This window comes from Herbiconiux sp. FW305-C-125 (assembly GCF_058783455.1).
In genome coordinates, this window is sequence record NZ_JBYSYO010000001.1 from 1,262,411 (window position 1) to 1,284,859 (window position 22,449).

General features: G+C 70.9%; 22 protein-coding genes. 15 read left to right on the forward strand and 7 right to left on the reverse strand.

Going from position 1 to position 22,449, the window contains the following annotated elements; all coding sequences use genetic code 11:
* Genes AC3WLB_RS06475 through AC3WLB_RS06495 form a run of 5 tightly spaced genes read left to right on the forward strand, consistent with a single transcriptional unit; the run spans position 1 to position 3,673 of the window.
* On the forward strand, positions 1–297 hold the full coding sequence (locus AC3WLB_RS06475) for a hypothetical protein (RefSeq protein ID WP_492504315.1): 297 nt from the start codon (positions 1–3) through the stop codon (positions 295–297).
* On the forward strand, positions 297–1,898 hold the full coding sequence (locus AC3WLB_RS06480) for a hypothetical protein (RefSeq protein WP_492504317.1): 1,602 nt from the start codon (positions 297–299) through the stop codon (positions 1,896–1,898). The genes AC3WLB_RS06475 and AC3WLB_RS06480 overlap by 1 nt, the downstream gene beginning before the upstream one ends.
* Positions 1,891–2,541, forward strand: a complete 651-nt coding sequence (locus tag AC3WLB_RS06485) for a hypothetical protein (protein ID WP_492504319.1) — start codon at positions 1,891–1,893, stop codon at positions 2,539–2,541. Before AC3WLB_RS06480 ends, AC3WLB_RS06485 begins: the two co-directional genes overlap by 8 nt.
* Positions 2,538–3,173, forward strand: coding sequence for an apurinic/apyrimidinic endonuclease family protein (locus AC3WLB_RS06490; protein WP_492504321.1), 636 nt, complete (start codon positions 2,538–2,540; stop codon positions 3,171–3,173). Before AC3WLB_RS06485 ends, AC3WLB_RS06490 begins: the two co-directional genes overlap by 4 nt.
* Entirely contained in the window at positions 3,170–3,673 is a 504-nt protein-coding gene (locus tag AC3WLB_RS06495; protein WP_492504323.1) for a hypothetical protein, read from the forward strand. Before AC3WLB_RS06490 ends, AC3WLB_RS06495 begins: the two co-directional genes overlap by 4 nt.
* Positions 3,674–3,698: 25 nt before the next feature.
* Here AC3WLB_RS06495 and AC3WLB_RS06500 read toward each other — a convergent pair whose 3' ends face one another.
* Positions 3,699–4,862 carry an ROK family protein gene (locus tag AC3WLB_RS06500; protein ID WP_492504325.1) on the reverse strand — a complete coding sequence of 388 codons (1,164 nt, stop codon included), beginning with the start codon at positions 4,860–4,862 and terminating at the stop codon, positions 3,699–3,701.
* A gap of 138 nt (positions 4,863–5,000) precedes the next feature.
* Between AC3WLB_RS06500 and AC3WLB_RS06505 the strand changes: the two genes are divergently transcribed.
* The 5 genes from AC3WLB_RS06505 to AC3WLB_RS06525 are packed head-to-tail and all read left to right on the forward strand — an operon-like array spanning position 5,001 to position 11,428.
* The gene (locus tag AC3WLB_RS06505) at positions 5,001–6,275 is read left to right on the forward strand and encodes an extracellular solute-binding protein (protein WP_492504327.1); all 1,275 of its coding nucleotides are present in this window, start codon (positions 5,001–5,003) and stop codon (positions 6,273–6,275) included.
* 12 nt (positions 6,276–6,287) lie between these two features.
* Positions 6,288–7,247, forward strand: coding sequence for a carbohydrate ABC transporter permease (locus AC3WLB_RS06510; RefSeq protein WP_492504329.1), 960 nt, complete (start codon positions 6,288–6,290; stop codon positions 7,245–7,247).
* Positions 7,244–8,080, forward strand: coding sequence for a carbohydrate ABC transporter permease (locus tag AC3WLB_RS06515; RefSeq protein WP_492504331.1), 837 nt, complete (start codon positions 7,244–7,246; stop codon positions 8,078–8,080). The genes AC3WLB_RS06510 and AC3WLB_RS06515 overlap by 4 nt, the downstream gene beginning before the upstream one ends.
* A gap of 2 nt (positions 8,081–8,082) precedes the next feature.
* On the forward strand, positions 8,083–9,717 hold the full coding sequence (locus AC3WLB_RS06520) for a glycoside hydrolase family 66 protein (RefSeq protein WP_492504333.1): 1,635 nt from the start codon (positions 8,083–8,085) through the stop codon (positions 9,715–9,717).
* Entirely contained in the window at positions 9,704–11,428 is a 1,725-nt protein-coding gene (locus AC3WLB_RS06525) for an alpha-glucosidase (protein WP_492504335.1), read from the forward strand. Before AC3WLB_RS06520 ends, AC3WLB_RS06525 begins: the two co-directional genes overlap by 14 nt.
* A gap of 43 nt (positions 11,429–11,471) precedes the next feature.
* Here the strand turns inward: AC3WLB_RS06525 and AC3WLB_RS06530 are convergent, their stop codons facing one another.
* Entirely contained in the window at positions 11,472–12,410 is a 939-nt protein-coding gene (locus tag AC3WLB_RS06530; RefSeq protein ID WP_492504337.1) for a 5'-3' exonuclease, read from the reverse strand.
* Between the two features lie 47 nt (positions 12,411–12,457).
* Positions 12,458–13,699 (reverse strand): cell wall-binding repeat-containing protein, encoded by a 1,242-nt coding sequence (locus tag AC3WLB_RS06535; protein WP_492504339.1) that lies wholly within the window; start codon positions 13,697–13,699, stop codon positions 12,458–12,460.
* 92 nt (positions 13,700–13,791) lie between these two features.
* Between AC3WLB_RS06535 and AC3WLB_RS06540 the strand changes: the two genes are divergently transcribed.
* On the forward strand, positions 13,792–14,598 hold the full coding sequence (locus AC3WLB_RS06540) for a dienelactone hydrolase family protein (protein ID WP_492504341.1): 807 nt from the start codon (positions 13,792–13,794) through the stop codon (positions 14,596–14,598).
* 39 nt (positions 14,599–14,637) lie between these two features.
* Here the strand turns inward: AC3WLB_RS06540 and AC3WLB_RS06545 are convergent, their stop codons facing one another.
* Entirely contained in the window at positions 14,638–16,215 is a 1,578-nt protein-coding gene (locus AC3WLB_RS06545) for a deoxyguanosinetriphosphate triphosphohydrolase family protein (RefSeq protein ID WP_492504343.1), read from the reverse strand.
* A gap of 63 nt (positions 16,216–16,278) precedes the next feature.
* Between AC3WLB_RS06545 and AC3WLB_RS06550 the strand changes: the two genes are divergently transcribed.
* Complete coding sequence (locus AC3WLB_RS06550; protein ID WP_022897536.1) at positions 16,279–16,614, forward strand: helix-turn-helix domain-containing protein; 336 nt, start codon at positions 16,279–16,281, stop codon at positions 16,612–16,614.
* A gap of 582 nt (positions 16,615–17,196) precedes the next feature.
* Positions 17,197–18,579 (forward strand): LLM class flavin-dependent oxidoreductase, encoded by a 1,383-nt coding sequence (locus AC3WLB_RS06555; RefSeq protein ID WP_492504345.1) that lies wholly within the window; start codon positions 17,197–17,199, stop codon positions 18,577–18,579.
* Here AC3WLB_RS06555 and AC3WLB_RS06560 read toward each other — a convergent pair.
* Both AC3WLB_RS06560 and AC3WLB_RS06565 read right to left on the reverse strand, forming a co-directional pair.
* On the reverse strand, positions 18,569–19,261 hold the full coding sequence (locus AC3WLB_RS06560) for a Pr6Pr family membrane protein (RefSeq protein WP_492504347.1): 693 nt from the start codon (positions 19,259–19,261) through the stop codon (positions 18,569–18,571). The two genes, AC3WLB_RS06555 and AC3WLB_RS06560, sit on opposite strands and share 11 nt — an antisense overlap.
* On the reverse strand, positions 19,258–20,151 hold the full coding sequence (locus AC3WLB_RS06565; protein WP_492504349.1) for a fructose bisphosphate aldolase: 894 nt from the start codon (positions 20,149–20,151) through the stop codon (positions 19,258–19,260). The genes AC3WLB_RS06560 and AC3WLB_RS06565 overlap by 4 nt, the downstream gene beginning before the upstream one ends.
* A 155-nt stretch (positions 20,152–20,306) precedes the next feature.
* Between AC3WLB_RS06565 and AC3WLB_RS06570 the strand changes: the two genes are divergently transcribed.
* Both AC3WLB_RS06570 and AC3WLB_RS06575 read left to right on the forward strand, forming a co-directional pair.
* Positions 20,307–21,074: an SDR family oxidoreductase gene (locus AC3WLB_RS06570; protein WP_492504351.1), complete on the forward strand. Its 768-nt coding sequence runs from the start codon at positions 20,307–20,309 to the stop codon at positions 21,072–21,074.
* 184 nt (positions 21,075–21,258) lie between these two features.
* The gene (locus AC3WLB_RS06575) at positions 21,259–21,777 is read left to right on the forward strand and encodes an FBP domain-containing protein (RefSeq protein WP_492504353.1); all 519 of its coding nucleotides are present in this window, start codon (positions 21,259–21,261) and stop codon (positions 21,775–21,777) included.
* Positions 21,778–21,854: 77 nt separating this feature from the next.
* Here the strand turns inward: AC3WLB_RS06575 and AC3WLB_RS06580 are convergent, their stop codons facing one another.
* Positions 21,855–22,436, reverse strand: coding sequence for a TetR/AcrR family transcriptional regulator (locus tag AC3WLB_RS06580; protein WP_492504355.1), 582 nt, complete (start codon positions 22,434–22,436; stop codon positions 21,855–21,857).
* Positions 22,437–22,449 lie beyond the last annotated feature (13 nt).

A 22,449-nucleotide genomic window follows, 5' to 3' on the forward strand; every position in this document is an offset into this window, starting at 1 on the left:
ATGGCCGACCTCGTCGTCGACACCGACACCCTGCGGGAGCTCGACTCCTCGCTGCGGTTGATCGTCACCACCCTCGACACCGCCGGCGGCATCAGCCGTTCGAGCGCCGACGCCTGCGGCGACGGCGACCTCGCCGGCGTGCTGATCGACTTCGCCGACGATTGGGAGGACACCCGGGAGGACATGCTCGACGCGGTGCGCTCGATCAGCGACGCGGTGCACATGATCTCGGATGCCTTCGACCAGGCCGACGGGGAGCTGCTGAAGCTGGTGGCGAAGCTGCGGGGCGAGGGCTGATGGCCGAGCTCGGGCCGCTGCCGGGCGATCCCGACACGGTGCTCCGCGACGCCACGCAGTACCAGCGCACCGCCGAGGCCATCGCCTCGGCGGCCGAGCAGCTGCGCGGGCTGTCGACCGACCGGTACCGGAGCGACGCCGTCGACGCGATCATCGACACGGCGGGCGAGGCGGCCGGAACCATCACGCAAGCACACACCCGCTACGCCGAGGCCGCCCAGGCCCTGCTCGACTACGTCGGTCCGATGCGTGAGGCGCACGACCGGGCGAACGCCCTGACCGCGGCCAATCGCGACCTCGTCGACCGGGCCGCCCTCATCCGGCCGCAGCTCGAGGAGTACGAGCGGCAGGCGCAGCTTCCCGGGCCGCAGCAGCAATCGGCGATGGCGGCGGCGGATCAGCTGCGGGCGGAGCTGACGAGTCTGCAGTCGCAGATGAGTCAGGCCGAGGCGGAGTGGCACGCTGCGCTGGAGATGATGCGCCGGGCCGCCGCCGCGGCGGCCGGGCGCGTGCACCGCGGCAACGAGTTCGGCGACCTCAACGACAGCTTCTGGGACTCGCTCGGCGACTTCTTCGACATCGTGGGACTGATCGCGAGCATCGCGCAGGTGATCCTCAAGATCGTGTCGCTGGTGCTCACGGTGCTCGCCGTGGTCTTCGCCGCACTGGCCGTGGTGCTGCCCATCCTCGCCGTGGTCGCCGGGCTGCTGTTCACCTACGCTCAGGTGGCCAACCTGGCCATCGCGATCCTGGCGCTGCTGCAGTTCACGCTGAACGGCTTCCACATCCTCGACCTCGTCGTGGCGGGCATGGCGGTGCTGGCCGCGTTCGGCGGCGGCGCGCTCGGCAACGCGCTCGGGGCGGCGGCGAAGTCGGCGGCCGCCGGAGCGACGACGGCGCTCGGCGAGGCGGTGAGCAAGGGCATCGGCGAGCTCGCCCAGCAGGCGGTGAGCCACGCCCTCGAGGCGGCCACCGACCAGGTGGTCGACGGCATCCTCGACCTCGGTGGCGACGGGGCGCACTCGCTCTACGACTCCATCTCGGGGGTCGGCACCGACTTCCTCGACACGAGCTTCGCCGACGACGTCTCGGCGTTCACCGACACCATGACCGGCATCGGCGAGAAGGTGGGCGCCGATTTCGCGGAGGGCGTGCAGGCCAGCGGGCTCGGCGATCTCATCACGGGTGCCGGCCAGCTCGGGCGCGCGGGCGCCGGGCTCCTCGGCCAGGGCTACGACGCGGCCTACTCGGTCGCCACGCAGGTGACCACCGCTGTCGACGGAGCCGTCTCGTCCATCCAGAGCTCGATCGACGAGGCGTCCCGAAACGCGCTCGGGCCGCTGCTCGGCGACGGGCTCGACCACGTGTCGTCGCAGTTCGCGCACGACCTCGGCGGGGCGCTCGGCGGGCCGGAGGCGGGCAAGCAGGTGAGCGACTTCGTCTCGTCGCAACTCGGCGGCGTGCTCGGCTCGGTTCCGGGTGCGGATGCGGTGGTGAAGCCGATCGCGGCGGGGTTCGGCGATCTCGCGCAGAGTGCGTACAACGCCTCGCAGGCGCCGCACGTCGGCGCCGGCACGAGTGGTGGGAGCCGGCATGGCTGAGCCGGTGCGGTTCTCGCTCGGTCTGCCGGCCGGCTGGGTGGAGCTGCCCATGGCCGCGGGTGGACTCGCGGCTGCCGCTGGCGCCGCGGGGGGACTCGCGGCCACCGAGGTGGCGGAGAAGCTCGCTCGGGTCGCCGAGTTGGCTCGGCGACAGAACCGGCCGGGCCGGAGGCACTACGTCTACCTCGGTGTGGGCGAGACACCGTCGGTGCGGGCATGGGCGCACCTCGAGCTCGTGGCGCGGGAGGGCGCGACCGTCGAGTCGGTGCTCGCACGGGCGGCCGAGCCGGCGGGCGGCCCCGCGGGCGCGGGCGCGGGCGGGGGCGCGGGCGCGGGCGACGGTGTGCGGCCGTGGCGGCGCGAGGCCGCCGCGGGCGTGATCGCCGAGCGGCCGGCCGCCGTGGTCGTCGACCTGCTCGAGGTGCCGTCGGCCGACGGCAGCCGCTTGCACCGCCGCATCCTGATCACCCTCTTCCCGGCCGATGACAGGTCGGCCGACGCGCTCGCGCTGGGCGACGAGCTCGTCGTGCAGCTGCAGCTCTCCACGCCCGACCTCACCGCGTTCGACGACCCTCGGGCGGTCGCGATCGCGATGGCCGAGACGTTGCGATTCGAGACCGCGACGCCGGAGGTGGTGGCGTGAGCGGCACCCGTTCCCCCCGCGAGACCGGTTTCGACTTCGCACTGCCGGGCACCTGGTGGCTCGTGCCGGTCGCCGACCCCGAGGTGTCGGCGAAGGCGATCGGGCGGGCCGTCGAGCAGGCGATCGGCCGGCGCGACGGGGATGCCCGGCTGCGCGCCGAGCTGCGCGCCCGGTTCACCGATGTCGCCGACCGCGCGCGCACGGCGGGCGCCGCGCAGGTGCATCTCTGCCGCGAGATCATGCCGGGCGTGCCACTGCCGGCCACCCTCACGGTCTACTGGCCACGGCTCGCACTGCGGGCGAGCGGCGAGGCCGACCCGGCGGCGGCGCTCACGCGGGTGCTCGGCGCCCCCGATGCCGAGACCACCCAGGTAGCGCTGACCGACCTGCCGACGGGGGCGGGCATCCGTCGTTCCCGCCTGGTGACGGGTTCGGCGGCACCGGACGGTTCGGCGCCCGAGGTCACGACCGTCGAGGTCGACTACTGGCTGGCCACCCCCGGCGATCGGGTGCTGCTGCTCTCGTTCGCCTGCGGCATGCCGCTGCTCGCCGACCAGCTCGTGACCCTCTTCGACGAGGTCGTCCGAACCACCACCTGGACCTTCCCCGCCGGCACCGGGAGCCGCCCATGAGCGGCACGCGCGTCGAGTTCACGCCACCGGCGGTCGATGCCGCGCGCTCTCCCGTCGCCCGGTACACCCGCAGTCTCATCGTCTGGGCGGTGTGCTGGGCGGTCGCCTATTCCTTCGGTTCCACTGCGGGAAGGGGAGCGTGTCTCGGTGAGGGCAGCCGCGATGCCTGGTCAGGCGGTGGCGACGTTCCGGTGTCCGGCCTGGTGCCGATGTGCACGACGGTGAACATGAAACCCAGCGTGCTCGTCTTCGTCGCGCTCGGCGCCATTCTGGTGGTGGCGATCGCGCGCAGCCGCCGGGCGCGGGACGACCTCGCGGCGGTGCGCATCCTGCGTCGTGCCGCCCTGATTCTCACGCTCACTGCAGCGGCGAGCATCGTCATCGCCCTGCTCTGGTTCTTCCTGCTCCCTATCGGTGACAGTGCGGGCGACGCGACCCGTTTCTGGCTGCCGTTCCCGTTCGCGTCAGTGACGGTGGAATACTCCTCGCCGAACGGCTGAACCGGGCGGGGCGGGCGCGCGAGGGTCAGCGGGAGCCGGTGCGGGCAGCCGAGGAGCGGACGCGGCGCCGGTCGAGCACGTAGCCCTGCAGTGCGATGACGGCGGCACCTCGGCACCAGCTCTCGTTGCTGCCCGAGGTCAGCTCGACCCGTACGTCGGCCGCGCGCGGATCGCGATGCTCCCGGATGCCCTCCTCCACGGCCGGCATCGACACCCGTGCGAGGTCGACCCCCTCCCCGCCGATCACGACGAGCTCCGGCGCAGCGAGGTTCGCGATGGCCGCGATCAGACGGCCGAGCGCGCGACCCGACGCATCCGCGATTCCGCGCGCTGCCGGATGCCCGTCGGCAGCGAGCGTCAGGAACTCCGGCCACTGCACCTCGCGCCCCAGGGCGAGCGAGATGTCGCGCACGAGGTAGGGCATGGTGAGCATCGACTCGGCACAGCCACGATGGCCCCGACTGCACAGCGGGCCGAGCGGATCGAGCGGCCAGTGCCCGACCAGCCCCACCCCGGAATCGCCGCCGGCCAGCAACCTCCCGTTGGCGATGCAGCCGTAGCCGACGCCGACGCCCAAGGTGAGTGCGGCGAAGTTGGCGTGGCCGGCTCCGAGGCCGAACCAGTGCAGGGCCTCGGTGAAGGCGGTCAGGTCGTTCGCCGCGAAGGTCGGCAGCCCGCAGCGCTCCTGCACCATCGACGACAGCGGCACATCCTCCCAGCCGAGGAAGGGCGCGCTGCTCACCCGGCCCTCGTCGTCGACGACGCCGCCCAGGCCGATGCCCACGGCATCGATGACGTGCTCCCCGGCTGCGCGGGCGACCAGCTCGCAGATGCGCTCGACCACGGCGGCGGGTTCGGTCGAGTCGAGCGGGAGTTCGAAGTAGTCCACGACGTCGGCGCGGAGGTCGGTCACCGCTGCCGAGACGGCGTCGCCCGCGAGCTTCACGCCGAGGAAGTGATGCGCGCTCGTGACGACGTCGAGCGGAATGGACGGCCGGCCGTTGCGGCGCTCGGCCGGCAGAGCGGTCTCGGTGAGCAGCCCGGCATCGATGAGGTCGGCACTGATGCGCGTGAGGGTGGCCGGGGCGAGGTCGAGCCGCCGGGCGAGCTCGGCACGCGCCAAGGGGCCGTGCAGCAGCACCTCGAGCGCGACGACCTGCGCGAGCTCGTCAGCGGGACGCCACGGCATCGTGCGCCTTCCTTTTCATCACGAACCAACTCTCTCATAAAAGTGTCGGAAAGTGACTACTTGACGTCAAGTTTATTCGTGTGATGAAATAACCCCGCATGGCGTATCCGCCCATCATCCGAATCAGGAGACACTGCAATGAGGCATACCCGTTTCGCCGTCGCCGGGGCGCTCGTCGCCGCCGGGGCACTCGTCCTGTCGGGCTGTTCGACGTCCTCCGGGGGCAGCAGCGACGACCCGATCACGCTCACCCTCTGGGGCACCTACGGCAACGGCGGCAACAGCGCCCAGACCGACGAGCTCGAGAAAGAACTCATCCCCGCCTTCGAGAAGGCCAACCCCGGCATCACCGTCGACTACGTCGACATGCCCTACGATGGCCTCAAGCAGAAGCTCACCACGAGCGCGGCCGGCGGTGAGCTGCCCGACCTCGTGCGCTCCGACATCGGCTGGGTGGCCCAGTTCGCCCAGCTCGGGGTGTTCAAGCAGCTCGACGGCAGCATGCCGGGCTTCGACGACCTCGCGGGCGCCGTATACCCGGGCACCCTCGACACGGCGTCCTGGAACGGCCACTACTACGGGCTCCCCCTCGACACCAACACCCGCGTGCTCATCACCGATCAGAAGGCCCTCGACGCGGCCGGCATGTCCGCACCGCCCGCCACGTTCGACGAGTTGCGCACGATGGCCACGAAGCTGGCCGGCACGGGGATCTCCACCTTCGCCGACAGCGGCCTGAACGCCTGGAACGTGATGCCGTGGATCTGGTCGGCCGGCGGCGACATCACCGACCCCGACCACACCACGGCATCCGGCTACCTCGACAGCGCCGAGAGCGTCGCCGGTGTGCAGCTGCTGGTCGACCTCTACCAGGAGGGCGCGATCCCGAACCTCATCACCGGCAACACCGGGGCCACCTCGACCTCCGACGGCCTGCCCTCGGGCAGCTACGCCACCGTGCTCGACGGGCCGTGGATGAAAGACATCTGGACGGGGCAGTACCCCGACTTCCAGCCGATCTACGCGCCGGTTCCGGCCGGCGACGGCGGCTCGATCAGCGTGGTGGGCGGGGAGAGCATCGTGGTCTCCGAATCCACCGAGCACGCGGATGCGGCCTACAAGTTCGTGGAGTTCACGCAGTCGAAGGACTTCCAGCTGGGCATGGCGAAGACCGGCCAGATGACGGTGAAGCCCGAGTTCGCCGACGCCCAGGCGGCGACCGATCCGTACTTCCAGACCTTCTCCGACCAGCTCGACACCGCGCGGGCACGGTTGCCGATCCCGCAATCGGGTGAGGTCGACACCATCCTCGCCACCGAACTGGTCCCCGCTTTCAACGGCGACGTCTCGGTGAAAGATGCTCTCACGAAGGCCGCGAAGCAGATCGACCCCCTGCTGGCAGCCGACAAGTAGGAGAATCGCGCAATGGTTCTTCTCGACGAGCGGCGTGGAGCGGCGCAAGCCGCTGCACGCCGCCCGGCCGCCGGAGCGGCGCCGTCACGGCGACGCCGGCGCGGTCGCCTGACGCCGTACCTCTTCATCCTGCCGGGCGCCGCCCTGTTCGGCGTCTTCATCCTCTTCCCCATCGTGCAGGCCGTGCAGATGAGCCTGTACGACTGGAACATCCTGCGCGGCGCGGCTAGCGACTTCGTGGGGCTCGACAACTACGTGCGAGCGTTCACCGACGACCGCTTCTGGCTGAGTCTCAGCAACAGCGGCATCTACATGGTGCTGACCGTCCCGCCGCAGATCGTCATCGGCCTGGCCGTCGCCATGCTGCTGCGGTCGAAGGCGCCGGCCCAGCCGTTCTTCCGGGTGCTGTTCTACCTCCCGGTGGTGACCAGCTGGGTGGTCGTCTCGCTGCTGTTCAAGTACCTGTTCGCCGATCAGGGGCTCGTGAACTTCACGCTCGGCGACATCCTGCACCTCACCGCCGGCGACACCTCGTGGCTCTCCGGGCGCTGGACGGGGCTCGTCGCCATCTGCGCCCTCGGCGTCTGGAAGGGCATCGGCTGGTCGATGATGATCTTCCTCGCCGCCCTTCAGGGCGTCCCGCAATCGCTCGAGGAGGCCGCCGAGATGGACGGCGCCAACTGGTGGCAGCGCTTCAAGGTGGTCACCGTGCCCGCCATCTGGCCCGCGATGCTGTTCGTGATCGTGATGCTCGTGATCGGCGGCTTCAACGTGTTCACCTCGGTGCTGCTCATGACGGCGGGCGGCCCCGGCGGCCAGACCGAGGTGCTGCTGACCTACATGTACCAGCAGGCCTTCTCGAATCTCGACTTCGGCTACGGATCGGCCCTCGCCGTCATCCTCACCGTCATCGTCTTCGTCATCTCCGTGGTGCAGCTGCGGGTGTTCCGGGATCGGGGGAACGAATCGTGAGAACATCCCGACGCCGCGCACTCACCACGCTCCGCGTGATCACCCTGATCGTGGGCGCCGTGGTCATGGTGACCCCGTTCGTCTACATGCTGTCGACCTCGTTCAAGCCGCAGGCGTACGTGCTGCAGAACCCCCCGCAGTTCATCCCCGACCCGTTCACCCTCAACAACTACGTGCAGGCGTGGACCACGCAGGACTTCGCCCGGTACACCATGAACTCGGTGCTCGTGGCCGTGGTGTCGACCGCGATCTCCATCCTGGTCAGCTCGATGATGGCCTACGGATTCGCCCGGTTCGAGTTCCGTGGCAAGGAGGTCGTCTTCCGGGTGCTGCTGATCGGACTCATGGTGCCGGCGATGATGCTGATCATCCCGCAGTTCGTGCTCGCCAAGTACTTCGGCCTGCTCGACTCGCTGCCGGGCCTCATCGTGTTCTACGTGGCCGGATCGCTCGCCCTCAACACCTTCCTGCTGCGCGGCTTCTTCGCCGCGCTGCCCGCGGAGCTCGACCAGGCCATGCAGGTCGACGGCGCGAACGCCTGGACGCGGTACTGGCGCCTGGCCATCCCGCTCGCCCGGCCGGCGCTGGCCACCGCCACCATCTTCACCTTCCTGGCCTGCTGGGACGAGTTCGCGTGGGCGCTCACCATCATCAACAGCCCCGGCAACCGCACCCTCCCCATCGCGATCCAGCTGTTCCAGGGCCAGAACGCCACTCAATGGGGGCTCGTGTTCGCCGCATCCGTCATCGCGGTGATCCCGGTCATCGTGGTCTACCTCATCTTCCAGCGCCACTTCGTTCAAGGCCTCACCTCCGGGGCAGTCAAAGGATGACCGTGCACCATTTCACCCTGCTCCCCACCCGTGCGAGCTTCGCGCCGGATGCGCCGATCGAGATCGAGGTCGAGCCCGCGCTCGGCGACGGAGACGCAACCGGCACCCTCTCCGTGTGGCGCCTGGGCCGCCTGGTGCACGAGCAGCCGCTCACCCCCGCCGCCGTGCAGCAGCTGCCCGCTCTGCCGGCCGGCGGGTACGGCATCGAGGCGCGCATCGGCGACGAGGTGCGGCGCACCGCCGTTGAGGTGACGGCGGATGCCCGTGCGAGGCTGCGCTACGGCTTCGTCGCGAGCTACCGGCCCGGCAAGGACGTCGCGGCGGTGGTGCGCCTCGCCCGGCGCCTGCATCTGAACGGCGTGCAGTTCTACGACTGGGCCTACCGGCACGCCGACCTCCTCGGGGGCGGCGAGCGCTACGACGACGCCCTCGACCAGCCGATCGACCTCGCCGTGGTGCGCGAGCTGGTCGCCGGGCTGGCGGATGCGGGGAGCACCGCCCACGGCTACGCCGCCGTCTACGCGGTCGGCCCATCGGAATGGAGTGAGTGGGCGGATCTGGCCCTGCTCCGGCCGTCGGGTGAACCATACGCGCTCGGCGACTTCCTCTTCCTCGTCGATCCGGCGGCACCGCGCTGGGCGGAGCACTTCCGTGACGACCTGCTGGCCGCGGTGCGCTCACTCGGCTTCGGCGGCTTCCACCTCGACCAGTACGGCTACCCGAAGCACGCCGCCACTCCCGACGGCACGCCGGTCGACGTGGCCGACTCGTTCGTGCAGCTCATCGGCGACCTGCGGTCAGCCCTCCCCGACGCGAGCCTCGTCTTCAACAACGTCAACGACTTCCCCACCTGGGCGACCGCCGGCACGGCCCAGGATGCGGTCTACATCGAGCCGTGGAAACCGAACGACGATCTCGGCTCCCTCGCCGCCATCGTCACCCGGGCACGACTCGTCTCACGCGGGCAGCCTGTGGTGCTCGCCGCCTATCAGCACGTCTACGACAGCGCGCCGGCCGCATCCGCCGATCTGGCGACCGCGTTCACCATGGCGACGCTGTTCTCGCACGGGGCCACCCAGCTCCTGGCCGGCGAGTGCGGGCACGTGCTCGTCGACCCGTACTACGTGCGCAATCACGAAGCCGAGCGGTCGACCATCGAGTTGCTGGCCCGCTGGTACGACTTCGCCGTGGAGCACGACGCGCTGCTGCTGCACCCGGCCATCGCCGAGGTGACGCGGTCGTACGTCGGCGACTACAACGACGACCTCGAGCTCCGCTACCCGGCGGTGAGCGGTGCCGGCGATGGCGGCGCCCCGATCGTCGCCGTCACGGAGACCCCGGTGCCCGGCGCGGTCTGGCGGCGGGTGACGACCGGGCCCGAGGGACTCGTCGTGCACGCCATCAACCTGGTCGGGCAGCATGACACCCGGTGGGACGCACCGCGCGAGCATCCGGTCGACCTCGACGGCGGTGAATTGCGGTTCCGCTTCGTGCGCGGGCGTCTCCCGCAGGTGCGAGTGGCCGACCCCGACCGGCAGCCGCGCCTCATCGATGTTCCCGTGCGGCTCGACGGCGACCATGCCGTCGCCGCCCTTCCCGCTCTCCACGTCTGGCAGGTCATCCATGTCGCTCTCTGATCTTCGTTCGCCGCGGCTCACCGACACCGCTCCCGACTGGTGGAAGGGCGCGGTGGTGTACCAGATCTACCCGCGCAGCTTCCAGGACTCGAACGGCGACGGCATCGGCGACCTGCGAGGCATCCTGCAGCGGCTCGACCACCTCGAACGGCTCGGCGTGGACGTCATCTGGCTGTCACCGGTGTACCGCTCGCCGCACGCCGACAACGGGTACGACATCAGCGACTACCAGGACATCGACCCGGCCATGGGCACCCTCGACGACTTCGACGAGCTGCTGGCCGCGGTGCACGACCGGGGCATGAAGCTCGTGATGGACCTCGTGGTGAACCACACCTCCGACGAGCATCCGTGGTTCGTCGAATCGCGCTCGAGCACCGACAACCCCAAGCGCGACTGGTACTGGTGGCGGCGCCCCGGCCCGAACGGCGAGCCGCCCACCAACTGGGAGTCGTTCTTCTCGGGCTCGGCCTGGCAGCTCGACGAGACGACCGGCGAGTACTACCTGCACCTGTTCGACCGCAAGCAGCCCGACCTCAACTGGGAGAACCCGGAGGTGCGCGAGGCGGTCTACACGATGATGCGGTGGTGGCTCGATCGTGGGGTCGACGGGTTCCGGATGGACGTCATCAACCTCATCTCGAAGAACGTGGCCCTGCCCGACGGGGTCGTGCCGCCGGGCAAGCTCTACGGCGACGGATTCCCGCACTACGCCGGCGGACCGCGGCTGCACGAGTACCTGCAGGAGATGAACCGGGAGGTCTTCGCCGGGCGGCCGGGGCTCATCACCGTCGGCGAGACGCCGGGGGTCACCACGGCCGAGGCGGCGTTGTTCACCGATCCGGCCCGGCACGAGGTGGACATGGTGTTCCAGTTCGAGCACGTGGGGCTCGACCACGGGCCGGTCACGAAGTTCCGGCCCCGGCGGCTCGAGCCCGGCGAGCTCGCCGCGAACCTCACCCGCTGGCAGGACGCCTTGGCGCGGGTCGGCTGGAACAGCCTCTACCTCGGCAACCACGACCAGGCCCGCTCGGTCTCACGGTTCGGCGACGACTCGTCGCACTGGTACGCATCCGCCACCGCGCTCGCCACGATGCTGCACCTGCAACGCGGCACGCCGTACGTCTACCAGGGCGAGGAGATCGGCATGACGAACATGCCGTTCGCCACCATCGACGAGCATCGCGACGTCGAGTCGCTCAACTGGTTCGCCGAGGCCGTCGCCGCGGGGTCGAGCCCCGCCGAAGCGCTGCTCGGGCTCGCCTCGATGAGCCGCGACAACGCGCGCACGCCGATGCAGTGGGATGCATCGCCGTCGGCCGGCTTCACGTCGGGGCGGCCCTGGATCGGGGTGAACCCGAACGCATCGCGCATCAACGTCGCGGCGCAGGACGAGGACGACGGGTCGGTGCTCGCGCACTACCGGGCGCTCATCCGGCTGCGGCACGAGCTGCCCGTGGTGGCGCACGGCTCGTTCTCGCGGGTCGATGCGGGCGACGACGCGATCTTCGCGTTCGAGCGGGTGGATGGAGCCGACCGGCTGCTCGTGGTGGCGAACCTCTCCTCCGACGAGCGGACGCCGGTCGTCGCGCCGGCGGTCGCCGAGCGGTGGGCGGATGCCCGGCCACTGCTCGCCAACCTCGACCGCCCGGGCGGAGCGGCGCCGTTCGCTCCGCTGCGGCCGTGGGAGGCGGTGGTGGTCGGCGCCTGACGCCGTCGCAGCGTCAGGGTCAGGGTCAGTCGCGTCAGGCGCTTCAGTCGCGGGTGTCGAGCGCGGCGAGCAGGCGGGTCACCGCGCCGCCGAGGTTCCAGTCCGTCGCGAGGCGCTCGAGCTCGGCGCGGTCATCGCCGGTCACCGGGTGCAACCGCGCCCCCGCCTCCTCGAGGCTCGGCAGCTCGAGGTCGCGCACGACCTTCACCACCGTCGGTGCGACCACGAGGTAATCGGCGGCCGCTTCCAGCTTGAGCCGAACGGACGCGGAGACGCCGCCCTGCGCACCCGCTGCCGCCGCGAGCAGGCCATCGAGCGTGCCGTACTCGGCCAGCAGCCCCGCGGCCGTCTTCTCGCCGATGCCCGCGACGCCCGGGAGACCGTCGCTGGTGTCACCGCGCAGGGTCGCGAAGTCGGCGTACTGCTCGGGCAACACGCGGTACTTCTCGACCACGGTCTGCTCGGTCAGCACCTCGAGGTTCTTCATGCCCCGCGCGGTGTAGAGCACCCGCACGTCGCGGGCGTCGTCGACCAGCTGGAACAGGTCGCGGTCGCCCGTAACCACGTCGACGGGGAGTTCGGCGTGGCTGGCGTAGCTGCCGATCACGTCGTCGGCTTCGTGCTCGGCCTTGCCCACCACGGCGATCCCGGCGAGCCGGAGCGTCTCGCGGATCATCGGGATCTGCGCCTCGAGGGGGTCGGGCACCTCTTCGACGTCGGGCGCATCCGGCACCACCTCGGCCACCCGGTGCGCCTTGTAGCTCGGAATGAGGTCGACCCGCCACTGCGGCCGCCAGTCGTCGTCCCAGCAGGCCACGAGGTGCGTCGCGCCGTAGTCGACCGTGAGCCGGGCGATCATGTCGAGCAGCCCCCGCACCGCGTTCACGGGAGTTCCGTCGGGCCGCTTGATCGAATCGGGCACCCCGTAGAACGCACGGAAGTACAGCGAGGCGGTGTCGAGCAGCATCAGTCGATCGGTCATGCCCGAATCCTGACACGGATGCCCCCACCCGCGCACCGATCGGGGTTCTACCCCTTCGGATGCCCGGGGAGACTCTCGCACGGGTCGCCGTCGTTGTCTCCGTCGAGTTTCGCGATGTCGCCGTAATAGGGGTAGTACGTGTCGAACCAGGCTTTGGCGTCCTGCCACGTGGCGAAGTCGCTGCAGTTCTTCGTGTCGCCGGGGTTCCCTGGTTGCGTCGGAGGGTTGGGATTGGTGGGCGGGTTCGGGTTGGTGGGCGGGTTCGGGTCGACCGGGGGCGGCGGGGGTGCGCAGACGCTCAACGAGAAGACGCTGTCGCTGACCGAGTTCGGGCCGCCGAACACGACCCGCTGCGCCCGCGGATACGATCCGTTCACGAGGTCGGCCGCCCCCTGTGTCACGCACGAACCGGGCACCACCAGCAGCGGCTGCTGCTTCTGGCCGGCCAGAGCACCGCCGGCCAAGGCGTCGGCGAAGGTCTGGCCGGTCGCGAAGTAGACCTGGTCGGCTGAACCGAAGGCGTACTGGTTCACAGCGCTCGACGCCTCGTATCGATCGGCGCCGTTGATGCGCAGCACCGGTGCAAACTGGCCGAGGCTGTTCTCCACCGCGGTCGATACCGAGTTCGGTCCGCCGACGATGACGATCTGCGCGGGTGCCAGCCGGGAGATCAGCGTGCTCGTGCCCGCGTCGACGCTCGACGCACCACCGTTCACGAGGAGCACCGGGCCGCCGGCCTTCGCCGCTGCAGGGCTCGCCGACAGCGCGTCGGGGAACGTGTTGCCGGTCGCGACGTAGAGCACCGGAGCGGACTCGAACACCGACCCGATGAGATTCTGAGCCACCTCGTACCTGTTCGCCCCGGTCACCCGCTGGACGTCGGGCGCGAGACCGGTCAGCGCTTCGGCCACCACCGGCTGCACCGAGGCGGGACCGCCGACGATGACGATGTGCGACGGCGCAAGCTGCTGGATGCGCGTAGCCACGGCCGGCAGCAGCTGGTCGGGAGGCGTGAGCAACAAGGGTGCGCCGACGTGCGCGGCTACCGCGGCGGCTGAGAGCGCGTCGGGGTAGTCCGTTCCTTTGGCGAGGAAGACGGTGTCCACACCGGGTGACCATTGCCCCGAGATGCCGATCGCGACGTCGTAACGGGTATCGCCGCCATAGCGCAGATTCCCCCCTGCGGCCAACGGCTGCGTGTCGGTGTCGTCGGCTGCGGCCGGCGCGGCGAAGGCCATGGCTCCGACGACCATGGCGGGGATGGCGAGTGCGGCGAGAAAGCGCTTCATCGGGTCCTGTCTGATCGGGCTGATCGAATCGTATTGGACATCTGTCGATCGAACAGTCCCCCGATCGGGGTGGGGCACGGCAGACTGGGGGCATGGCTGAGACGGCACCGCGCGGGACGCTCGAGGGGTGGGTGCGCACACCGTTCACCGGCGGCGGATTCACCTACGACTGCTACGAGAAGGGCGCGGGCCCCGGAGTGGTGCTCATTCCCGAGCTGCCCGGCATCACGCCGGAGGTGCTGGGGCTCGCCGAGCATCTCGTCGACGAGGGGTTCACGGTCGTGGTGCCCTCGCCGTTCGGTGTGCCCGAGAAGGAGAAGAGCGCGGGGTACATCCTGCGCGAAGTGGCCCGGGTCTGCGTGAGCGCGGAGTTCCGTGCCTTCGCCCTCGACGCCGAGCGGCCCGTCACCCGGTTCCTCCGCGCGGCCGCCGCGTCGCTCAACGCGCGCACCCCTGGCCGGGGCGTGGGCGTGATCGGGATGTGCTTCACGGGCGGATTCGCGCTGGCGACGGCCGTGGACGACGCGGTCGCCGCATCCGTCGTCTCGCAACCGGCCGCCCCGTTCCCGCTCGGCGCCGCCCGGCGTGCCGACCCCGGGCTGTCCGGAGTGGAGCTCGAACGGGTGGCCGAGCGCGCCCGCACGACCAGGTTCTGCGCCCTCGGTCTACGGTTCTCGGACGACGGCAACTCACCCCGGCCCCGCTTCGACGCCCTCGCCGCCCGGCTCGGCGACGCGTTCGAGGTGATCGAGCTGGACTCCTCGCCGGGCAACGCCGGCGGCTTCTCGCCGCGCGCCCATTCGGTGCTCACCGCCGAGGTGCGCGACGTTCCGGGGCATCCGGCGCTCGAGGCTCGCGCCAAGGTGGTGGCGTTCCTGCGCCGGCAGCTCGCGGCCTGACCCGGCCGCGGCGCCGCGGCACCTCAGAGACTCAGAGATTCAGAGGCTCTGGCCGATGTCCCACAGCCGATCGGTGCGCCCGTTCAGCGCCTCGGCGACCGCGATGGCCTGGCCGTCGGAGAGCGAGGCGACGTAATCGATCACGCCTCGCCCATGCCCGAGCCGGCGGAGCGTCGACGCCGCGGTGTCCGGCAGCAGATCCGGCCGCTCGACGGCGAGGCGCTGGTAGCCGTGGGTGGCCAGTTCGGCCATCTCCACCAGCCGGCGCGGCACGCGCTTGCGGTCGTGGTCGTCCTCGAGCCAGTCGGAGAACGCACCCACCAGCCCGACCAGCACCTGGCTGAGCCCGCGCTGGTACATCGCCACGTCGGGCCGGTTCAGGATGAAGTGCTTGTGCACGAACTTCAGCACCTTCACCTCGTGCCAGGCGCGCCGGTCGAGGGTGATGATGCCCGTGCGCGGCGTGCCCGGCGGGGCCGCCACGATCGAGCGCTCGAAGTGCGCGATCCAGCGGCTGGTGAAGCTCGACAGCTGCCGCTCGGCCGCGATCGACCCGTCGAACACCGTCGAGAGCAGGCCCTCCACGAGGTCCTCCGACACCACCGACACGGCGTCGGCGAAGGCATCGTCGTCGGCGATCCACGGATCGTCACGATGGATCTTGCGGCGCAGCGCCTCGAGCCCCTCGCCGGCGTGATTGCGCACACCCGCCACCTCGAGTTCGGGGGCGTCGAGCATCCGCAACGCCGGGGCGTTCTCGAGCCAGCCCCGGAACTCGCGCGACACCGCGACCTGGCTGAGGATGCCCGCCCGGTAGAAGTCGTCGACGTCGTGGATCGAGTAGGCGATGTCGTCGGCGATGTCCATCACCGAGCACTCGAGCGACTGTTCCCACGGCTGCAGTTCGGGCACCGAGGCGCGGGCGTCGAGCAGGTCGTCCTGGTCGAGGAAGTAGGCCGAGTACTTACGCGCCACCACGGCATCACCCTCGCGCGTGATGCCCGGCGGGAGGTCGGCGGTGCGCAGACCGGCGGATGCGCGGGGCGAGTCGCCGAGGCCGAGACCCTCCATTCGCGGGGTCCACGGGTACTTCGACATGGCGGTGCGAACGGCGGCGGTGAGGTTGAGGCCCGCGGGCGCGCCGTCGCACACGTCGAGCACGGTGAGGATGCGGTAGGTCTGGGCGTTGCCCTCGAACCCGTCGGCGAGACCCAGGGTGTCGCGAGCGAGGCGGTTCAGCACGTTCTCGCCGAGGTGACCGAACGGCGGATGCCCGAGGTCGTGCGCGCTGGCGGCGGCCTGCACGACGACGGCGTCGCATCCGCCCGGCGACACGGGCTCGGAGAGCGCCGGCGTGGTGCCCACGAGCGTGTCGTCGACCGTCACCGCGATGGCGCGGGCCACGGCGGTGACCTTGATGGAGTGGGTCAGCCGGTTGTGGATGAGCGGGCTGGCGCCTGCCTGCGAGATGACCTGGGTGACGGCGGACAGCCGCGAGAAGTAGGGCGAGAACCGCACCCGCTCGAGGTCGATGCGGAACTCGGGGTGGTGCTCGGCGAGCAGGATCTCGTCGAGCTCCTCGGGCTGGCGGCGGGTCACGCGGGCGTCGTCGGTCACTCTCACTCCTCATCCGTTCGCCCCATTCTGCGGCACCGGGCGGGGGTCGCGTAGCCTGGGGCGATGGAGATCAGTCAGCTGCGGCACTTCCTGGCCGTCGCCGACGACGGGGACTGGTCGCGTGCCGCCAACGCCGAGCACGTGTCGCGGGCGACCGTGCAGGCATCCGTCGCCGCGCTCGAAGCCGAACGCGGCGAGGCACTGGTCGAGGCAGGCCCCGACGGCGTGGCGCTGACGGATGCGGGACGAGACTTCCGCGCCGAAGCCCGCGCCCGGGTCGCGGCAGCACCGCCCCCGCCGCCGAAGGCCGGCGGCAAGGCGAAGGCCTCGAAGGGCAAGGGCCGCGCCCCCATCGTGAAGGGCCAGCCCAAGCCCTACCCCAAGCGCCAGGGCCGCTGACGCGACCCGCGAGGTAGCGCCAAGTGCGACCTCCGGGCTCGCCAGGTCGCACCTGGCGCTACCTCGTGCGCTCGGCGCGATAGAGCAGGTCGACGTAGGCGCGAGCTGGCACCACGCGGATGCGGCGGCGTCGATGACTCGGAGGCCGTACCGTTCGCACACGCACACTCCCGCGCCGCCGAGTCGATGCCCTCGAACCGCGTTCGAGCGCGGCATCGCGTGCGGCTTACCGACGGCCACGTCGAGAATGCGGGACTCGCTCAGGCCTCGTGGCAGCGGAACCCGCCAGAGCAGCGCCGCGGTCACGTGACTGAACACGTGCGACGTGGGCGCCCGCAGTTGGTAGGCCTCGGCGAGACGAATCAGCGGCGTCGGCAGGCGGGCGTCGACGCGAACCCCGCGGAACGGCCGCGCGAGATCCGACCGCCGCACCCGGCTCGCGGACAGCCCCGCGGCGCGCGCTTCTCGCACCGTGAAGGCGCGCGCAGACAGCTCGGTGGGAAGTGGTTCTGGCCGCGGGGAATGTGACGGTATGTGGCGGGCGCGGTGGACAGGGGGCGGATGCGCGGAGAGAGTGGCGGGATGAGCAAGCAGATCCGCTTCAACGCCTTCGACATGAACTGCGTCGCCCACCAGTCCTCCGGGATGTGGCGGCACCCCGACGACCAGTCGTGGCGCTACAAAGAGCTCTCCTACTGGACCGAGCTCGCCCAGCTGCTCGAGCGCGGCACCTTCGACGGCATCTTCATCGCCGACGTGCTCGGCACCTACGACGTGTACGGCGGGTCGAACGAGGCCGCCATCCGGCACGGCGCGCAGGTGCCCGTGAACGACCCGGTGCTGCTGATCTCGGCCATGGCGGCCGCGACCCGGCACCTCGGGTTCGGTGTGACCGCGGGGACGGCGTACGAGCATCCGTACCCCTTCGCGCGACGGATGTCGACGCTCGACCACCTCACGGGCGGCCGCGTCGGCTGGAACGTCGTGACGGGCTACCTGCCGAGCGCCGCCCGCAACATGGGCCACGACGACCAGCTCGAGCACGACCAGCGCTACGACGTCGCCGACGAATACCTCGAGGTGCTCTACAAGCTCTGGGAGGGGTCGTGGGAGGACGACGCCGTTCTCCGCGACCGCGAGTCGGGCGTGTTCACCGACCCGGCGAAGGTGCACGAGATCGGGCATCGCGGCGAGCACTTCACGGTGCCGGGCATCCACATCGCCGAGCCCTCGCCGCAGCGCACCCCGGTGATCTACCAGGCCGGGGCGAGCCCGCGGGGCATTGCCTTCGCCGCGGGCAACGCCGAGGCGATCTTCGTGGCCGCCCCCACGAAGGCGGTGCTGAAGGGCACTGTCGCGAAGATCCGGGACGCCCTCGAAGCGGCGGGCCGCCCGCGCGACTCGGCGAAGATCTACACGCTCCTCACGATCATCACCGACGAGACCCCCGAGAAGGCGCGGGCGAAGCACGCCGACTACCTCCGCTACGCCAGCGAGGAGGGTGCACTCGTGTTCATGTCGGGCTGGATGGGCATCGACCTCTCGCAGTACGACCTCGACGAGCCGATCGGCAACGTGAAGTCGAACGCGATCCAGTCGGCGGTGTCGAACTTCCAGTCGGCCAACGACGACGGCACGGAGTGGACGGTGCGCGACATCGCGAAGCTCGGCGCCATCGGCGGCCTCGGCCCGCTCGTGGTCGGCTCGGCCGTGGAGATCGCCGACCAGCTGCAGGAGTGGGTGGAGGAGACCGACGTCGACGGCTTCAACCTCGCCTACGCCATCACGCCGGGCACCTTCGAGGACATCGTGACCTTCGTCATCCCCGAGCTCCGGCGTCGCGGCGTCTACCCCGAGGGCTACGCGGAGGGCACGCTCCGCAACAAGCTGCACGGGCGCGGCGACCGCCTGCCCGACGAGCACCACGGCTCGCGCTTCAAGGTGGGCCAGCCGGTCACGGCGTGAGGCGGCGAGGCCGGCGCCCGGGGCGGCGGCCGGCACGAGCGCGGATGCGCGCGTAGGCCACCGCGAGCGCGCCCAACCCCACGAGCACCAGCGTGAGCGCCACGATGTAGGCGAACACGCTCCCCCACCCGTCGGTGGCCGGGTCGAGGAAGGGGTACGGGTAGATGGCGCCGCCGCTCGCCGCCGCGCGGATGAAGGTGTAGATCGCCCAGGCGACCGGGTAGATCGGCACCACCCAGAGCGACCGCCACGGCAGCGCCGGCCGCCCGGGCGTGAACAGCCAGTCGAGCAGCAGGAGCAGCGGCACCCACACGTGCACCACCTCGTTCGGCCACGACAATCCCGGGTACCCCTCGGGCGGCAGCCCCCGCAGCAGCAGGTTGTAGACGCCCGCGGTCACGATCGCGTAGGTGAGCGTGGCCATCCGCACCGTGGTGAACAGACCCGGGTCGCGCGGCAGCCGGAGCGCGAGCACCCCGCCCACCACGAGCACGACGATGTTGAACAGGCTCGTCTCGATGGTGAAGTAGCTGAAGTACTCCCACGGGTCGAACGCGTTGTTCGCCACCCGGTCGCCGATCTGGATGCCGATGGTCACGGCGAGCCCGAGCCCGGCGATCAGCCGCACCGCTCCCGCGATCCGGCGCCCGGCCGGTGCCGTGCGCACAGCCGCGTCGCTCACTCGCCCACCGAAGCGCGGTAGATCTCCTCGATCGAGGCATCCAGGGTGCGGGAGAACTCCTCGTCGCTCTGCTCGGCGCTGAGCCCGGCGAGCAGCGCTCGGCTGAAGCTCGCGATGAGGCCGTGGTTGCGGCGCAGCAGAGCGTCGGCCTCGTCGCGCGAGTAGCCGCCGGAGAGCGCCACGACGCGGGCGACCCGCGGATGCTCGATCAGGTCGCGGTAGAAGTCGTCGACCGAGGGGAGGGTGATCTTCACCGCCACCTTCTGACCGGCGCCGAGGCTCTCGAGGTGCTCGAGCAGCGCATCCTTCAACAGCACCTCGGCGTCGCCCTTGTCGGGCGCGTGGATGTCGACCTCGGGCTCGAGGATCGGCAGCAGATCGTGCCCGAGCACGACGCGGGCGACCTCGAACTGCTGGGCCACGACCGCGCGCACGCCCTCGGGGTTCGCGGCGTGGATGACCGAGCGCTCCTTCGTGCCGAGCACCCCGGCGCTGCGGGCGCGCGGCAGCAGTTCGTCGAGGCCCGGGATGTCGCGCATCAGCTGCACGCCGTCGCTCTCGTGGAGCAACCCCTTGTCGATCTTGAGGAACGGCACGATGCCCTTGCCGGCCCAGAGGTACTCGGCCGCGGGACGCCCCGCGATCTCGCGGTCGAGCGTGTTCTCGAACAGGATGGCGGCCAGGATGCGCTCCGACGTGAACGCCGGATCGGTGACGATGCGCACCCGCTCGGCGTGGATGAGATCGAACATCTCGGCGTCGGTGGAGTACTGCGAGGAATCGATGCCGTACTGCTCGAGCGCCCGCGGGGTGCTGCCGCCGCTCTGGTCGAGCGCGGCGATGAACCCGCGACCGGTCTCGAAGCGGCTGAGTTTCTGAGCGTCTGGCATCTGCGTCTCCCTCAGGGGCCAGCTTAGTTAGCGTTCGCCGGCCCGCCGAGACCTCGGCGCCACGAGGTCACATTCCCGCCCGCCGAATCGTCGTGGTTCGTGAAGGCGGCCGGCACATCCGGTGTCCCGCCCGAACCGGAAGAAAGGCATCTCTCATGAAGATCGTGGTCATCGGCGGAACCGGGCTCATCGGCAGGCCCCTGGTGGAGCAGCTCCGGCAGTCGGGGCACGACGTGGTGGCGGCCTCACCGTCGACCGGCGTCGACACCATCACCGGGGAGGGCCTGGCAGCGGCTCTGGCCGGCGCGGAGGTCGTGGTCGACATCCCGAATTCCCCCTCGTTCGATGACGGGCCGGTGCTGCACTTCTTCCAGACGTCGACGCGCACCATCGTCGAGGCTGCGGCAGCCGCGGGGGTGCGGCATCACGTGGTGCTCTCGATCGTGGGCGCCGACCGGATGCCCGACATCGGCTACATGCGCGCCAAGGTCGCCCAGGAGCAGATCGCGGCGGCGAGCCCGGTGCCCGTCAGCATCGTGCGGGCGACGCAGTTCTTCGAGTTCATCGGCGCGCTCGCCGAGGGTGGCGCCGACGGCGACGTCGTGCGGCTCTCCTCCGTGCTGATGCAGCCGATCGCGGCCGCCGACGTCTCGGCCGCGCTGGCCGAGGTCGCCGTGGGCGAACCGCTCGGCGGGGTGGTGGAACTGGCGGGCCCCGAGCCGCTGCGGCTCGCCGACCTCGGCGCCCGCGTGCTCGCCGCCAAGGGCGACCCGCGTCGGGTGGTGGTGGCCGACGAGCTCGGCTACTTCGGCGGCACGGTGGATGACCGCTCCCTCACCCCGGACAACGACCCGCGCGTGACGCGGCAGCGGTACGGCGCGACCCGGTTCGAGGAGTGGCTCACGCGCGCCTTCGCGGCGTAGCGGGCGCGTAGACTGCTGGGGTGAGCATCCACCAGCCGTCCGCTACGCCCTCGGGGCGTTGGGAGGTCGTCGGCGCGTCATCCGCCGGCATCAGGTAGTCGCCGTTTCTCGATCTTTTCTTGTTCTCCGCCCGCGCTGCGCGTCATCGGCGCGGCGGTGCGGGCCGAATCGATTGGCGACATCAATGCTCCCTCTGAGCGAAAGCACCATCCGCGCGTCGTTCGTGAATGCGACGCGCAAAGAACTGAACGACCTCGTGCTGCCTCCGGCGTTCGACGAGCTCGACTGGTCCCGGCTGGACTACCTCGGCTGGCGCGACCGCAAGAACCCGCGGCGGGCGTACGTGGTGATCCCGGCCGTGCCGGGCACAGACCCCGGCGACGGCTGGGGCGACCCCGTCGGCATCATGCTGCGCCAGGCCGAGGCGACGCCGCGCACCCGCGCGCAGTGCTCGTGGTGCCGTGACGTGCATCTGCCGAACGACGTGGTGTTCTACAGCGCGCGGCGGGCGGGCGCCGGCGGGCGCAACGGCAACACGGTCGGCACGCTCGTCTGCGCCGAGTTCGAGTGCTCGGCGAACGTGCGCAAGACCCCGCCGGTGGCCTACGTCGGGTTCGACGTCGAGGCGGCGCGAGCGGAACGCATCGAGAACCTGCGGATGCGCGCAGCCGGCTTCGCCGCCGAGGTGCAGCTCAGCGCGTAACGGCGCCTCGGCCGCGCGGCCTCGCGGCCGCGCTCAGCGAGTCTCCAGAAGACGCCGGAATGGCCGCCGCCATTCCGTCAAGAACTGGAGACTCGCTGACCGGCCGCGAGCGCGCGGAGGGTGGCGAGGGAGTCGCGGACGCAGGTTGCGAGGTCGGGAGCGGTGGGGTCGGCCACCCAGCGCTCGAACGCGCGACGGAACACGCCGACGCCCGCCTCGGCGGCGACCCCGGCCTCCGGCGCGGGCACACCGCGCTGCCGGAGTTCGGTGGCGACCGCGTCCGACAGCGCCGCCAGCTTCAGCAGTTCGCGCTCCTGCAGGCTCGGGTTCGCGGCGATCACCCCGGCCCGACGGCCGGCGTGCTCGCGGCGACCCTCGAGGAAGTCGCCGGCCGCCGCCATCCCGAGGCCGGCGAGTTCGAGGGGCGGGAGGGTTTCCGGCGCCGCCGCGATCGCCGCGACCACGGCCTCCTGCATCGCGTTCGTGCGATCGAAGAGCACCTCGCGCTTGTCGGTGAAGTGGCGGAAGAAGGTGCGCTCGGTCACACCCGCACGCTCCGCGATGTCGAGCACGGTCGTCTGCTCGTACCCGCGCTCGACGAACAGCTCGAGGGCGGCCTGTGTCAGGCGGCCCGGCGCATCCGGCTCCCAGCGTCCCACCGGACCAGTGTAG

What these genes read in the sequence shown, in the direction of transcription:
- AC3WLB_RS06530 (WP_492504337.1), bottom strand. Translation starts at nt 12,410, where the DNA reads ATGACCGATCGACTGATGCTGCTCGACACCGCCTCGCTGTACTTCCGT.
- AC3WLB_RS06480 (WP_492504317.1), top strand. Translation starts at nt 297, where the DNA reads ATGGCCGAGCTCGGGCCGCTGCCGGGCGATCCCGACACGGTGCTCCGC.
- AC3WLB_RS06485 (WP_492504319.1), top strand. Translation starts at nt 1,891, where the DNA reads ATGGCTGAGCCGGTGCGGTTCTCGCTCGGTCTGCCGGCCGGCTGGGTG.
- AC3WLB_RS06570 (WP_492504351.1), top strand. Translation starts at nt 20,307, where the DNA reads ATGAAGATCGTGGTCATCGGCGGAACCGGGCTCATCGGCAGGCCCCTG.
- AC3WLB_RS06505 (WP_492504327.1), top strand. Translation starts at nt 5,001, where the DNA reads ATGAGGCATACCCGTTTCGCCGTCGCCGGGGCGCTCGTCGCCGCCGGG.
- AC3WLB_RS06535 (WP_492504339.1), bottom strand. Translation starts at nt 13,699, where the DNA reads ATGAAGCGCTTTCTCGCCGCACTCGCCATCCCCGCCATGGTCGTCGGA.
- AC3WLB_RS06565 (WP_492504349.1), bottom strand. Translation starts at nt 20,151, where the DNA reads ATGCCAGACGCTCAGAAACTCAGCCGCTTCGAGACCGGTCGCGGGTTC.
- AC3WLB_RS06510 (WP_492504329.1), top strand. Translation starts at nt 6,288, where the DNA reads ATGGTTCTTCTCGACGAGCGGCGTGGAGCGGCGCAAGCCGCTGCACGC.
- AC3WLB_RS06540 (WP_492504341.1), top strand. Translation starts at nt 13,792, where the DNA reads ATGGCTGAGACGGCACCGCGCGGGACGCTCGAGGGGTGGGTGCGCACA.
- AC3WLB_RS06500 (WP_492504325.1), bottom strand. Translation starts at nt 4,862, where the DNA reads ATGCCGTGGCGTCCCGCTGACGAGCTCGCGCAGGTCGTCGCGCTCGAG.
- AC3WLB_RS06525 (WP_492504335.1), top strand. Translation starts at nt 9,704, where the DNA reads ATGTCGCTCTCTGATCTTCGTTCGCCGCGGCTCACCGACACCGCTCCC.
- AC3WLB_RS06550 (WP_022897536.1), top strand. Translation starts at nt 16,279, where the DNA reads ATGGAGATCAGTCAGCTGCGGCACTTCCTGGCCGTCGCCGACGACGGG.
- AC3WLB_RS06555 (WP_492504345.1), top strand. Translation starts at nt 17,197, where the DNA reads ATGAGCAAGCAGATCCGCTTCAACGCCTTCGACATGAACTGCGTCGCC.
- AC3WLB_RS06475 (WP_492504315.1), top strand. Translation starts at nt 1, where the DNA reads ATGGCCGACCTCGTCGTCGACACCGACACCCTGCGGGAGCTCGACTCC.
- AC3WLB_RS06495 (WP_492504323.1), top strand. Translation starts at nt 3,170, where the DNA reads ATGAGCGGCACGCGCGTCGAGTTCACGCCACCGGCGGTCGATGCCGCG.
- AC3WLB_RS06575 (WP_492504353.1), top strand. Translation starts at nt 21,259, where the DNA reads ATGCTCCCTCTGAGCGAAAGCACCATCCGCGCGTCGTTCGTGAATGCG.